The 13517-nt window shown below is 58.7% G+C and carries 12 protein-coding genes; 6 read left to right on the forward strand and 6 right to left on the reverse strand.

All coding sequences use genetic code 11. From position 1 onward, the window contains the following. Window positions 1-174: 174 nt before the first annotated feature. Both AC0L3K_RS37260 and AC0L3K_RS37265 read right to left on the reverse strand, forming a co-directional pair. Window positions 175-678 carry a transposase gene (locus AC0L3K_RS37260; protein WP_473367957.1) on the reverse strand — a complete coding sequence of 168 codons (504 nt, stop codon included), beginning with the start codon at window positions 676-678 and terminating at the stop codon, window positions 175-177. 16 nt (window positions 679-694) lie between these two features. Continuing rightward, a complete protein-coding gene (locus tag AC0L3K_RS37265; protein WP_473367947.1) occupies window positions 695-1303 on the reverse strand; it encodes a transposase in 609 nt (202 codons plus the stop codon). A gap of 495 nt (window positions 1304-1798) precedes the next feature. On the opposite strand from AC0L3K_RS37265, the gene AC0L3K_RS37270 reads away from it, so the two are divergent. From AC0L3K_RS37270 to AC0L3K_RS37285, 4 genes are all read left to right on the forward strand, one after another. Continuing rightward, on the forward strand, window positions 1799-1963 hold the full coding sequence (locus AC0L3K_RS37270) for a hypothetical protein (RefSeq protein WP_473367948.1): 165 nt from the start codon (window positions 1799-1801) through the stop codon (window positions 1961-1963). Between the two features lie 1089 nt (window positions 1964-3052). Beyond that, window positions 3053-3859: an IclR family transcriptional regulator gene (locus AC0L3K_RS37275; protein WP_473367949.1), complete on the forward strand. Its 807-nt coding sequence runs from the start codon at window positions 3053-3055 to the stop codon at window positions 3857-3859. Window positions 3860-4314: 455 nt separating this feature from the next. Beyond that, on the forward strand, window positions 4315-4458 hold the full coding sequence (locus AC0L3K_RS37280; RefSeq protein WP_473367958.1) for a hypothetical protein: 144 nt from the start codon (window positions 4315-4317) through the stop codon (window positions 4456-4458). Between the two features lie 38 nt (window positions 4459-4496). Further along, entirely contained in the window at window positions 4497-5450 is a 954-nt protein-coding gene (locus AC0L3K_RS37285) for a 3-hydroxyacyl-CoA dehydrogenase family protein (RefSeq protein WP_473367950.1), read from the forward strand. A 922-nt stretch (window positions 5451-6372) separates the two neighbouring features. On the opposite strand, the gene AC0L3K_RS37290 is transcribed toward AC0L3K_RS37285, so the two are convergent. The 3 genes from AC0L3K_RS37290 to AC0L3K_RS37300 all read right to left on the reverse strand — a co-directional run bounded on the left by AC0L3K_RS37290 (window position 6373) and on the right by AC0L3K_RS37300 (window position 8544). Next, on the reverse strand, window positions 6373-6600 hold the full coding sequence (locus AC0L3K_RS37290; protein WP_473367951.1) for a hypothetical protein: 228 nt from the start codon (window positions 6598-6600) through the stop codon (window positions 6373-6375). A gap of 16 nt (window positions 6601-6616) precedes the next feature. Then, window positions 6617-7990: an aminotransferase family protein gene (locus tag AC0L3K_RS37295; RefSeq protein WP_473367952.1), complete on the reverse strand. Its 1374-nt coding sequence runs from the start codon at window positions 7988-7990 to the stop codon at window positions 6617-6619. 326 nt (window positions 7991-8316) lie between these two features. Continuing rightward, window positions 8317-8544 carry a hypothetical protein gene (locus tag AC0L3K_RS37300; RefSeq protein WP_473367953.1) on the reverse strand — a complete coding sequence of 76 codons (228 nt, stop codon included), beginning with the start codon at window positions 8542-8544 and terminating at the stop codon, window positions 8317-8319. A gap of 2098 nt (window positions 8545-10642) precedes the next feature. On the opposite strand from AC0L3K_RS37300, the gene AC0L3K_RS37305 reads away from it, so the two are divergent. Further along, complete coding sequence (locus tag AC0L3K_RS37305; RefSeq protein WP_473367954.1) at window positions 10643-11695, forward strand: D-alanine--D-alanine ligase family protein; 1053 nt, start codon at window positions 10643-10645, stop codon at window positions 11693-11695. A 116-nt stretch (window positions 11696-11811) separates the two neighbouring features. Then, complete coding sequence (locus tag AC0L3K_RS37310) at window positions 11812-12996, forward strand: KamA family radical SAM protein (RefSeq protein WP_473367955.1); 1185 nt, start codon at window positions 11812-11814, stop codon at window positions 12994-12996. Between the two features lie 293 nt (window positions 12997-13289). Here AC0L3K_RS37310 and AC0L3K_RS37315 read toward each other — a convergent pair. Further along, a partial coding sequence (locus AC0L3K_RS37315) for an integrase core domain-containing protein (protein WP_473367956.1) occupies window positions 13290-13517 on the reverse strand: 228 nt, incomplete at its 5' end.

The following is a 13517-nucleotide window of genomic DNA, read 5'->3' on the forward strand; positions in this document are numbered from 1 at the left end:
CTCAAGGAAGAGGCAAGAGCCATCCCTGAGGCACAGTACGTCGTCCGCATCGAGCACATCAATGTCCAATATGAGCTATCGCCAATTTTGGTAACGGCCGGTCCGGTCAGGCGGCGGCGGTTTGGGGCTGACGGTCGATCGGCTTGGCGATGACCTCGATCCGGTTGTTGAATGTCACACCGAGAATGAGTTTGGCAACTGGTTCTGGCCATCGAGACGGCGCCAGTTTTTCTGGGCTTCCTCGGCCAGTTTCAAGACCATCGCGAGCGCGGTCTTGTTGGATAGGCAGCCCCGATCGGATCGTGCGGTGGCGCACGGTAGCGAAAGTGCTTTCGATGGTGGTGGTCGTGCGCAGGTGTTTCCATGCTCGGCCGGGAAGTCGTAGAAAGCCAGCAGCGTGTCTCGATCCTTGCGCAGGCAGTCGGCGGCCCTCTCGTATTTCAGGGTGGTAGCTCTCGATGAAGGCGTCGAACGCCAGCTCGGCTGTGGCCTGGTTTCGGGCATCCAGATCTCCTGCAACGCGCGTTTGGCTCTCCGGTGCTGGTTCTTCGGCAGCTTGGAAAGTACGTTGGCGGTCTCGTGCACCCAGCAGCGCTGCTCGCGCGGTTTCGGCCAGACCTCACCGGCCGCCTTCCAGAACCCGAATGCGCCATCGGCGATGACGAGCTGCGGGGCCAGGTCGAGCCCGCGCCGCTTAGATCAAGCAGTAGATCGCGCCAATCGTGCGCGCGCTCCCGGCGCCATCGGTGAAGCCGACCAGTTCGTTGCGGCCTTCCGGCGTCGCGCCGATCAGCACGAGGATGCATTGTTTTTGGGGTTCGAGGCGGGCTTCGAGATGGATGCCATACGCCCAGATGTAGACGTAGCGCTTGGCCGACAGATCGCGCTTCTGCCAGGCGGCATGCTCGTCGAGCCAGCCGTTCTTCAAGCGGCCGATCGCGGAGGCCGACAACCCGGCAGCATGCTTGCCAAGCAGCGCCGCCAGCGCCTCGGAGAAGCCGCCGGTCGAAATCCCCTTCAGATAAAGGACCGGCAGCAGCCGCTCGATCGATTTCGAGCGGCGCATGTAGGGCGGCAGGATCGACGGCGAGAACCGGATGCGGCCAGGATCGGCAGCGGCGGCCTGCCGATCGCGTACACGCGTTGCGGACGGCGACCGGACCGATACGCGCTCCGGCAGGTGGGCGTGGCGGACGACGCACTGGTGGCCGTCCGCGGTCTTCAAATCGGCATGCTGGCCCAGAAAGTCTGCAACCTCGGCTTCGACCGCCTTGGCGAGAAGGGCACGTGCCCCGTCGCGCAAGCCTTCTGTGAGTTGATCCTAGAAGATTCCTGGCTGAATCAGCTGGATGACGTTATCGTTGGACGCGGCATATCGCTCCTTCGGTGGAGAAGTGGAGGCGTCAAGCACCCCCACGATATGCCGCCTTCCCGATTCCGGCGGTCAAGTTTGGGCGATAGCTCGTCCAATGTGATGGCTAGCCGCGGTGAAGAATTCCAAAGTCGTTGATTTGGAATCTGGAAACGGCGCAGCGGCCTAATTGAGTTGAATTGGGTGCGCCGAAGGGGATTAAACGAAGCCGCTGCCGCGGCGTGAGGGCAAGGTGGCGTAGATCGCCTCCTCGCTGAGAGAATGTGGGGAGGCCACCCCCTCAGACAGGAGAATCGAGATGGCCGATTTGCGCCCTCTTCACCGCTGCATGATCGAAGACATGATCGTCCGAACTCTGTCGCCGGCGACGAGGATCACGTTGCCCTCACCTGGAAAGACTACCGCCAAAACGGGTCGGCGAAGATCATGAAGCTCAAGGCCGACGAGTTTGGTCGGTTCGCGCAAAGGCACGCGGGCAAACGCGGCAGAAACCGCCCGGAAACAATCTACTTGCTGGGGCTGACGCAATACGACACGCGAAACCAAAAAGGCAGCCTGAAGGTTGGGATGCGCACCGAGAATCTCGGCTAAGCGCAGCCTTATGTCTCAGGAACTGATGCGGCGAATACGGCATTACAAGATCAGTGACCAGGCCGGCGAAATCAACCTCGTCCGCGCGGCCACTATGACTATTACGGCGTCGCCGGAAATCTGCGGACTCTCGTATAAGTTTATCGAAACGTCGAGCGTGACTGGAATGTTGCGCAGCCGCAGCTGGGACGGCCGGCTCCTCAATTGAGACCGCTTCAGCCAAGTCAAAAGAACGGACACCGTTGCTGAAGCCTAAACTGCGCCTCCCGTCTCGGGAGCTGCAGGCGCTTGCAGTGCCGTGAACCCATTGTCGAAGAGCGTCGGTACGGAAATCGGCACGCGGCGTTCTCTGGAAAACGGGGCGGGCGACCGCCTCCGGTGACCCGTTGGCAAAGGAAACGGAGCACAGGTAACCGAGCCGCTGCGCCTCTCCGACACTATTGAATGACTACCTCGCAGTCTCGGGTCATACAGTAAATAGCCCAGCGTCGTTGCTTCATTGCCGGGCTGCAGGAGACTGGAGCAAGAACCCAACCAATTCGCAAAAGAACGTCCAGCTGTTCGCCAAATACCACAGCAGCATGCGTCTGTATTCGGCCTCACAAGCTCAGAATTGTTGAAAATCCTCCGCTTTGTTACGAAGACGACGTCGCCCAAGAAACAAATCGCGCACATGCAACATCTCTTTCGCTGGCCTAGATCCTGCACAGCGAGGGGGTAGGAAGGCGAGGGTGTCGGCTATTCAGCTTGTTTGCGACATGGCGCGCCCGTTGTGTTCGTGAGGTGACATGCTATGTGGATTTCTTCTTTTGGACTGGCCCAGCAGCTGCCCTCGTGGCGAGCGATAGCGTCCAAGCGGCGGATTTTAAGCCGGCAGTAGAGGTGCCGCGCGCGAAGGGTACGGCCGGACATCATTCAGTGATCACTGCGGCCGGTCGATCTCTGCGGACGCCGTCGATAGCCCTGCGTTCCTGGCGAGCGCAAAGCACCGAATTATCGCAACTGCCGGCACGCAGGCCGCAGGTCCGCTTTCCGAAACTTTGATGTGTATATTGGCAATTCCGAAGATGCCGCAGATGCAGAACCGCCATGAAAACCAAGAAGACTCCGAAGCATAAATCAGGCCCGTTGGAGCGTTATACACAGGTTTTGGAAGCGATCGCCGGGTCGCTCGATGGGCTTACCGGCCGCGAGATCGAGGCTGTGCTGGACCTCCCAAAGACGACGGTCAATCGGCTTGTAAACGCTCTGGAAAGCAGTGATCTGGTCGCCAGCAGCGGGCGGGGGGGCGAGTTCAAGCTTGGGGGGAGACTCCGTCGGATTTTGGAATCCGACACATCTTGGATAGTTGGCGCAAGCAAGCGCCGGCTTAAGGCATTGGCCGAACAAACCGGTGAGACCTGCTTCGTCGCTCGTCTGTCCGGCTCGTCCGTCCACTCCGTAGTGATGGAGTCGCCGGACGCAAGTGTCGGGGTTTATGTCGCACCCGGGCATGTGCTGCCTCCCCATGCGACTGCTTCAGGGAAGGTTCTGACGGCAATGCAGCATCCCCGGTTGCGCCAGGCGATTCTGGATACCGAACTCCCCAAGTTGACGGATAGGACGATCAGCAATCGCCAGGATCTTGAGCGTGAACTTGCGAAGATTCGGAAGCAGGGCTACGCCGTCGAGAACGGGGAACACATTCAAGGCTTTTACACGCTTGCCTGTCCGGTGCTTTCTTTACCGGAAACACCGCCGATCTACGCCTTGGGACTCACAGGCCCAGCTGAGCGTGTACGCTCGCGGGCGGTCCCGGAGTTTCTTGAACGCCTCAAGTCCACGGCCGCCGAATTACGAATGCTATCATGCCGGGTGTCAACTCCAATTGAAAATTCCCCAGATGTGCCGAAGTAAAATTCCCAGTCGCAGCCGATCGGAAGCCTCCATTTTGGTCGGTAGGCGCGGCGTCGCGAAGGTTGTGCCCGGATCGGGAGATTGATGAAGCTTTCCTCTCTCCGGCATCAGGGCGAGCGTGCTGACGTCGATAAGGACCGCGACCGCACGACGAAGGAGGCGATACAGCAGTGCTGTTCGGACGACAGAATCCCTTCGCCGCGCTGCTCGTGGCATCAGAGGGCAGCGGTCAAACGAGATAATCTCAATCCGATCGCGCGAGTTCTTGGCGTCATCAGTGTCGCGCCTCTATTATGGCTGTCGCGTCGGAATCGTCAACGAGGAAGCTGTGTGCGCGGCTTGCTATCAAACCCGCCGACTTCGGATAGTCGAGCTCAACCAAGCCTTCGCCGCGTACCCCGTTTGCAAATCAGTATTCGGATGGACGCGGATTTTATAACCCCGATAGTGGCGCGATCGGTCATCCGCTCGGGACGTCCGGTGCACGCGTTGCTGGAACCGTCGCCCTTGAAGTCTCACTCACCAAGAGACGGCGCGCCTGCCCAACCATCTTCATCGCCGTTGGGCAAGGCATCGTGATAGCGCTCAAGAACGCGTAAAGTAGTTCGTATCAATCGTTGGACGGAGGAGGCTGTCAATGAAGACTTCTGATGTTGGGAGCATAGCTGTTATCGGCAACGGGGTGATCGGACACGGAATCGCTGAGGTGTTCGCGAAGGCCGGTTGGCAGGTCTGTCTCATTGGTCGCAGCCAGGACAGTCTCGAGAGCGCACTCCAGCGGATCGGAGCGAGCCTCAACGAATTTGTCGAGGCTAAGCTGTTGAGCGTTTCATCCGCGAAAGCCGCGATCGCGAAGATTCGAACTTCAACCGAGTTGCAATCAGCGGCAGCGGCGGAATTCGTCATCGAAGCCGTTCCGGAGGACATGGAGCTCAAGCTCGACATATTTTCCAAACTCGACGAGATTTGTCGTTCTGATACCATACTTGCGACCGCCAGCGGCCATCCGGCAAGCGCTGTGCACCAATGCGTCGCACATAAGGAGCGGGTTATCGCCGCGCATTTTTGGTATCCGCCCCAACTGCTTCCGCTTGTTGAGGTTTGTGGCAGCGATGCCACGACCAAGGCAGTGATCGAGCGTACATGCACGCTTCTTAGCGCTATCGGAAAGGCGCCCGTCCTGATCGATCGCGAAGTGCCTGGATTCATCGGCAATCGCATCCAGTTTGCGGCACTTCGTGAGGCTTGGGCGCTTTGGGCCGCGGGTGTTGCTTCGGCCGATGCGATCGACTCGGTGGTCCGGCATTCGATCGGACGACGGCTTGCTGTGACCGGACCAATCGAATCAGCGGATCTAGCCGGTCTTGACACGATGTATCATTTTGCTCGCTTTCTGGTACCGTGGCTCGACAATTCGTCTGAACCATCTGAAAAAGTCGCCGCTTTGGTCCATGATGGGCATTGCGGAGTTCCCAGCGGCAAAGGCATCTACGATTGGACCGAACGAGACGCCTCTGCAGTAATGTCAGCACGGCGGCGTGAATTGATGCGATGGCTGCAAGTGGACGAGCAAGGGTCACGACTCCGATAGGGCGTTCGCACTCGCGCAGCAACCGCACGCCAATTAAGTGAAAGGCGCCCGCTTTCCTTACGAGTGCAAAATCCGGCTTCATCGCAGCGGGAAACGCCGCGGCAGCACGCTAGCAGTCGTGGGTGGGATCATGGGAAACAATCCTGTGAGGATAAGCTCGCTACCTCATGACACGGGCAGAACAGTCACCATTCCTCCTGACAAAAGGATTGTCCCGGACCAACCAATAGCTAGGGCTGCTTGCCGCCAAAGCCGGTCAGGAGAGTGGTGAGGTTATCACCGACTCGCCGCAAAGATGCGGCCTTCCTGCACGATTATCGCACGTAAGCCGAGCCCGGCGATAGCTTCGCCGATACGCGAGTAGCCAAATGTCGTCATCGACAGGCAGCCACACGGATCGCGCTCGAAGCCATCGAGACCGAGCGTTTCGGGCGTGAAGGTACTGCAAGGCTGTTGCGAGAGCTTTCAGAAATGCCACGTGTAGGACTTATGTCGGCGACAGGTGTTGAAGCGGGCCGGGGCCTTCGCCGCGCTCGTCGCCGTGGCCCAGAAAAGGGAATAGAACCGCACTGCATCGGCATGCAGGGAGACGGCGAGAACGTGTCGCGATTAGCCGAGGATGCTGAGGACGGACTGAAGGAGCACCGGCGCGGATATCAGGCTCCGATCATGCAAATGTGCCGTCGAGCAGAGATGGCCGACATCGTAGCATTCGTTTCGAAGCGCGTGCCGGAACGTTTCCGAGCTTCTCCATGATGTTTAGCGGAGTTCTTCAAGGCCGCGTCCCGCGTTGCGTCGAGCCGTCAGCTGCCATTCGCGGGCCGGTCGAAGATCGGGAGAGCGCGAAATTTACCGGGCCTATATCGAGCCAGCAAATTTCGGGCCGAACCCGCAAGGGGGGTACCAAGATCCCTGTTTGCGGTCAGCGATGAGCCTCCGTCGTTCGGCTGATAACGCCGCAGGAACTGAAAAACGTCGGGATCAGCCGTTGGTCATCGGCCGTTCGGGGCGCGGATGTGCAGATCAGGATCGAAGCGCTGGCTTTCGTAGCGCCGATGATCTCGGTCGCGATCTGGTCCGCTGTTACCGGCGGATGCGGCGACATCGGTGGCGTATGCACCGACCGGTGACGGTGCAGGTGATGATCCACGGGCTGTCTCTTCCCCTCAGCCTTCGACCGGCAGGCCGAGTTCGGCGGCAAGTGCCTCCAGTGAATCGGCGATGATGGCTATCATCTCGCCGATCTGCTCTCGCGTGATGATCATCGGCGGCGCCACCATGAAATTGTCGCCATCAACGCCACCCTTGACCCTCCGACCATAAATGATCAGGCCGCGCGCATAAGCGAGATCGAGCAGACGCTGCGTCCCATTGCGGGCTGGGTCGATCGGTCTCAGCGTTTCCGGATCGGCGACCATTTCGGCGCCGAGAAGCAGGCCCTTGCCGCGCACATCGGCGATAAAGGGGAAGCGCTTTTGCAACGCCTTCAATTCGCTAATCAGCACATCGCCCATCGCGGCGGCGTTGGCGATGAGGTCAAGCCTGTCCATCTCGTCGAGCACGGCAACACCCGCCGCACAGGCAAGCGGATTGCCGGCATAAGTGTGGCTGTGCTGGAAACCGCCGGAGGCAAGCAGCGGCTCGACCAGTCGCATCGGCACGGCCAGCGCGCCGAGCGGCGCGTAGCCTGAGCCAAGTCCTTTCGACAGTGCGACAATGTCGGGCCTGCAGTTCCAGTGGTCACCGCCGAGAAATTTACCAGTGCGACCGGCGCCGCTAATCACCTCATCATGGATGAGCAGGATGCCGTAGCGGTCGCAGATCTCGCGGATGCGCAGATAGTAGCTGTCGGGCGCGACCAGGGCTGCCGTAGCGGCACCGCCGACCGGTTCCATGATGAAAGCCAGCACGCTTTCCGGGCCTTCGGCGAGGATCTTCTCCTCGAGTAGTTCGGCATAGCGCAGCCCGCGCTGTTCCATCGAAAGATTATCGCGGTCCCGCCAGGCGGTCGGCGCCGGCACCGTGGGCATCACCCGCATGATCGGTGCAAAACTTTCGGCGAGTGCATCATCGCCGGTGACGGAAAGCGAGCCAAGCGTGGCGCCATGATAGGACGGGAAACGGGTGATCACTTTCCAGCGGTTGGGCTGGCCGGTGGCGACAGCCCACTGCCGAGCAAGCTTGATGCAAGATTCGGTCGCTTCCGAGCCGCCGGACACGAAGAAGATGCGGTCCAAGCCCTCGGGAAGTTTGCGCGCCAATTCCCGCGCCAATTCTTCCGCCGGCTCGTTCTCGAAATGCAGCCGGTAAGCGAAAGTGCTCTTGTCCATCTGCCGCTTCATGGCGTTGAGCACGTTGCGGTTGGAATGGCCGATGTTGGCAACCATCGGTCCGCTCGACCCATCAATGAAGCGGCGCCCGTCCCTGGTCCAGAAATAGATACCGTCGGCACGGTCGACGAGCGGCCGGCGCAGGCTGGAGAGATAGAACAGGTGCGACGGCGGCGGCGCTTCGGAAGGCTGCACTTTCAGTTCCGGCATGTCAGGGCTTTCCATTGGGCATCTTGAGGCAGCGTCCCAGCACATCGAATTCTCGTCGATACCAATCCTGAGCGTCCTCCACAGCTCTAACTGTTAGTAGGGTGTCACCGTGGCGAGCCCGCGAAATAAAAATCGGTGTTCGTCATGATGCGGTCTCGAGAAAGATATTCCGATCCGCCAGCTGGCCAGTATTGACGAACATGGATATCTCACTCTGCTTGTTACAGATGGAAGCCCACGATAGGCATTACGGCCATGCGGCTGTAGTCCGTGCCCCTCGGCCATCCAATCGTCGCCTTCGGACATAACCTCGGTTGGAACTGATTTTAATCAGCCAACAGGAACGCTTTAAGTTCAAAAGAAATCGTCGAGTTCTGCTCGACTAAGTGGCAGCCGCCATCTGCCCGCCGATTTGAGGTCGCGTGAACTCGGCGAGCGAACAGGGCGGCGAGGATCCTTATCTCGTGGGCGTCGATGGGGCGCGCTATCTGAATGCGCCTGCGGGATTTCTCACCTTCCGTCGTTGCGACGAAATGATCATCAGCGCGCTTCACGCCTGGATTCGCAAGTTGACGCCTTAGCCTTATTCTAGCTCCGAGCTCGGCGAGGGCGCGCGCGCGCGTTCGGCTCGCAAAGCTCGGAAGAAGCCTTACCATGGAAATGAAATTGCTAGGCTCGGCGCGTTCGTCCTGCGCCGCAAACCATAAGAGGACGTGCTCACGCCGTGCGCGAGGCCTGCCACGCGCGTTGCGGCGGTGGCGCGGTCGTTTAGGAGCGTCGATCCTACGATTGAGGCACTGACCCACAGGGCGCCAATCTCGATCCCGCCTATGTTGAGCCAACTTGCGTACTTGGGGGAAGTGGAATCGAGCCGTCGCAAAGATCCGGCTGGCTTGGGCGGGCGCCACTCGGGTGACTTTGACCTTCCGCCAAGGCCGTTGCAAGCAACTTGAACGAAGAGATTGACCGCGCAGTTGCGACGAAACTCGTAATCGTAACGTTCGAGCCGGCCGGGCTCGGCCGAGATGGCTGAGACGTCTCGCCAACGAATTGCGAGGGGCTTCGTCGAAGCACACCACCGGCCGCCCGGGATCGGGCGCTCGGCATAGAGATCGAGTCGACATCCATGCGGGCCACGTATTCGCCATCGAGCTCCGGAATGCAGCAGATGTCCTTGCGTCAGGGCTTGAGGCCATTCGGCCAGGCGCCGCCTAACCGTCTCGTGGGACGGGCTTTTGTGCTTGGGTGAGCTTGACCATCTCACGTCCCAGCAGCTTAAGCTTCCAGCCGGCGCGGCCCTTGGGCGGGCACAGGCGGTCCCCACCAGCATTGTTCTTGCTTGCCGGTGAGTTTGCGCTCCGCTTGGAAGGGGGCTCCTTGCTCACCGTCCGGTCCAGTGTGCTTCCAGCGAAGCGTCACTTGGTCCGGTACACGGGCGGGCCGCCCACGCCAACGCCCTAGCGATCTCTCCTCGGTGGCCCGGCATAGGCGGCGGCCAGCAAAAAATCTGCGCGCGCTCGAGCTTGCGGGATGCATGCTTGCCGCTGCTGAGCAACGTCTTGACCTCGGTGCGCTAAGCTTGGCTGAGTTCGATCCGATACCGTACATTCATGCCGGCTTCCTTGATCAAGACTCGCACGAACAGCTGAATCGGACGGCAGGCGTGAGTCCTTCGGAACAACCTTCACTCCCAAACAGGGGCGGTGTCTTGCCGTTATCGACCTCTATACGCCTGCGCCGCAGCCCCCGCCCGAACGGACATGCAGGACTATTTCCACTTCAGCCCGCGTTCGGTTCACCCGCTGGTGCTGACACTGGAACGAGCCGGCCACATCAAAGGCAGCCAAAGGATTCCGTATAGAATCGAAGTCCTGGTTTATCGGAAACACCTGACCCAGCCCAATGACCGCCAGAGGCACCGTTCGAAATCACTGTGCAGAGCTACTAGATGATGCTCGGTGGCCGGGCGCGTGGATAATGAGTTCGGTATGGTATCCGCGATATCGGATCTTCGTATTTGCACGTGAGGCGTTGCCATTGTTCGACCTTTCCGGTTCTCGCCGCTCGTGTTCGGTTTACCCCACTACTATGTCGTGAACGCGACACACTGAAACGCAGCTATTTCGCCACGCTGCGCGCAAATCTCTTTTGCACCGCTTCAAGCGGCGCTCGATCGCGTCTTTGGTGGCACGCCGATTGCTTGGATATGGCGAAGCATACCTATTGGCCATAGTGGTCCCCCGCGGACGAGGTGTTCACATGACGCATGCTCGAACGTTCCAGATTAATGTAATGGTCGCTGCAGGCACCGTCTCGCGCTCTCACACCATGGTCACGAAGTTCATCGAGAGGCCTCGTGTCGCTACGGGGATGCGAGTTCGTCTACTTGCCGTCAACGGACGTTCTCTGTCCAGCCCTCTCCGGTCGAAGACATCTACGTTCGCAACGCGACTATCGAGGTGCAGGTATTTCGCCGGCGCGGCGCGAAACACATGGCTTTCGCGTGTTGCTCGCGCCTCCTCTGTTGGTACGCCGATTGCAGGAGACCTGGTAAATGATCTTACGACCATAGTGGTCGCAGTCTCCGGTGGAGGCCTCAGTCAACCAGATCCGAGCCAAGCTAGCAGTGGGCCAACATCCAGGGAGTAACTCATGCGGGTAGCAGTCGTGTGGAACGAGCCGATCGAGATCAACGCATCCGGACAGCATGATCCGGGGTATTATCGCACAGCAATCAAAAGGGTGGAGACGGCTCTGCAAGAGAGCGGCCACGAGACGATACTTTGTGAGGGCGACAAAGGATTGCTTGCTACACTCGAGCGGTTCATGCCACCCGACGCGCAAGCCCGTCCCTCCGGAATCGTCTTCAACAGGGCGTACGGGAGCAAGGGCGAGTGGCGTGTCAGCGAGGTTCCGACTATGCTTGAGATGGCCGGCATTCCATACACCGGACCCGGTCCGCTTGGGGCTGCGCTAGAGCTCGACAAGGTCATCACAAAGAAGCTCATCCGCGATGACGGCGTGCCGACGCCGAACTTTCGAGTGATGCGTCACGGCACGGAGAGCACCGGCGACCTGCGATTTCCATTGGTAGTGAAGCCGCGTTACGAGTCCAGCAGCCTAGGATTGCAATTCGTACAAGAGCCTTCCCAGCTAAGGCAAGCCGTAGAAATGATCGTCACGCAGTATGCGGAGGATGCACTTGTGGAAGAATACATCGAAGGACGAGAGATCTGCGTGGCACTGCTGGGAAACGAAGAGCTCGAGGTGTTGCCTCCGGTGGAGCACGACTTCGGCGATCGCCAAACACGTCTTATGACCTGGGAAGATAAGTTCCATATAGGGGTGGCGGAGCCGCAGAAGATTTGTCCGGCGCAAATCGGGAGTGAGCTAGCGGGGATGTTGCGGGATCTTTCGATTGCGACCTTCCGTGCCTGCCGCGGCAGGGACTACGCGCGCGTCGACTTCCGGATCGACCGCTCCGGCCAGCCCTTTGTCCTCGAGATCAACTTCTGTCCGTCACTCAACGATACTCACTCCTACGCCCGGGCTGCGACGGCCGGTGGATACACGTTCTCGAAATTGGTCAACCGAATCCTCGATCTCGCCCACGCGCGGCATTTCGGAATTGGTATCCCAGGGCCGAACAGGCGTCTAATCGCGGGGGGCCGCAACCGTGAACCGTTAAGCCCTCGCATTCTGTAAACCTAACATCATACGACCCACCGTTTCGCTATGGCGCGGTGGAAAGCGCAGGCGATACTATCGCTTACGAATGTAAAGAGTGAGAGGGCAAAGCTGTCACACCTTGAGAGAACAATATGGTGTTTGCAATCGAAGCGACCAATCCCCGTACAAGGGTAGCCGACCTCAATCGGCTGAGCAGGATTCTCCGCACGCGGGAAGAAGTCGACGCCTATGACGTGACTTCCGAAAGCTGGCAACAGGCCTTGCAGCGTCGCTACAGGACCCACCAAGACATGAAAGGCATTCTCAATCACGTTGAGGAAGTCGATATGTCGATCTATGACCATTTCGACATGCGCGTGACACCATATCTGGCACAGTTAATGGATCGCGACGATCCGAACTGTCCGATTCGCAAGCAGTATATGCCGTTCCAAGGAGAACTAAATGTTCGGCCGTACGAAGTCGCCGACAGTCTGGCGGAGGACCATGATATGCAGGACAGTAGCACTGTTGTGCATCGGTATCCTAACCGCGTACTCTTTCTGGTTACAACGAACTGTGGGAGCTATTGTCGGTACTGCACTCGTAAAAGGTTTGTTTCCCGCAGTGAAAGAGCTGTCAACAAGCAACAGCTTGAGCGCGGATTTCGGTACTTAGAATCTCATCCAGAGATCGATGATTGTCTCGTATCGGGCGGAGACCCACTGTTACTCAACGACCGACAACTGGAACATGTTCTTAGCCAGATTAGGGCCAGAGCACCGCACGTTAAACTTCTGCGCATCGGAAGTCGCCTGCCTGTGCAGCTACCAACCCGAATTACTCCCGAACTCTGTGGTATTATCGAGCGATATGACGTGCAAATGGTCAACGTTCAGGTCAATCATCCAAGAGAAATAACCCCGCTCTTTGCGGAACGCATTAAGATGCTCCGCAAGACTGGCACGATGATCGGCAATCAATCGGTACTCTTGAAGGGAGTAAACGATGACGTTGCTACTTTGCGTGCTCTGTGTATGGGCCTTGTCTCTTGCGGCATTCGTCCATACTATTGCTATTCATGTGATATTGCAGAGGGAAACCATGCATATCAACTTACGCTTGACTGCATCTTAGAGCTATATCATGGCTTGCGAGGCTTCATTAGTGGTCCTGCTGTGCCTACTTTCGTGGTCGATGGTACGGGTGGCCTGGGTAAGATGCCGATAATCCCCGAGTACGTGCGTGAGGTTGACAACGGCGAGATCTGGGCGACCAATTTCGAAGGTAAGGTTCACCGCATCATTAATCTGGAAGCAAGGACAGTTGATCGGTGAAGTGGTTCCGGCCTTGGCGCAAATGGAAAGGCGAGTCAGCGCAAGGCCTTGAGATGCAGCGCTTCCTATTATGTAAGTGCAATCGCCGGATTAAATTGCATTGCTGTGAGTTCGGACTTCAGAGGCGAAATTTCGCGCTAGGGTCTGTACCTAAATAGTCGTCCGTGACGAAGCCTAATTTCGGGCTGGATTGATCGCCGACTCCGCGAGGGGGGCGCCGAGGATTTGCCACGCAAAATCCTGAGCAAGCGGATGAGGCGTCGGATGATCTTCCCCCGAAAGAGTGGACGGGTTTAAGCGGCTTTTAGCTCCATCTCGATCGGGGCGATATATCCGATGGCGGAGTGGAGCCTGGTTCGGTCGTAGAAGCCTTCGATGAAGGCGAAGATGTCGCGCTGGGCCTCGGCGCGGGTCTTGTAATCGCGATGATGGACCAGCTCGGTTTTCAAGGTATGGAAGAAGCTCTCCATCGGGGCGTTGTCGTAGCAATCGGCCTTGCGGCTCATGGATGCGGTGATGTT

Source organism: Bradyrhizobium sp. MI1.10 (genome assembly GCF_055811035.1).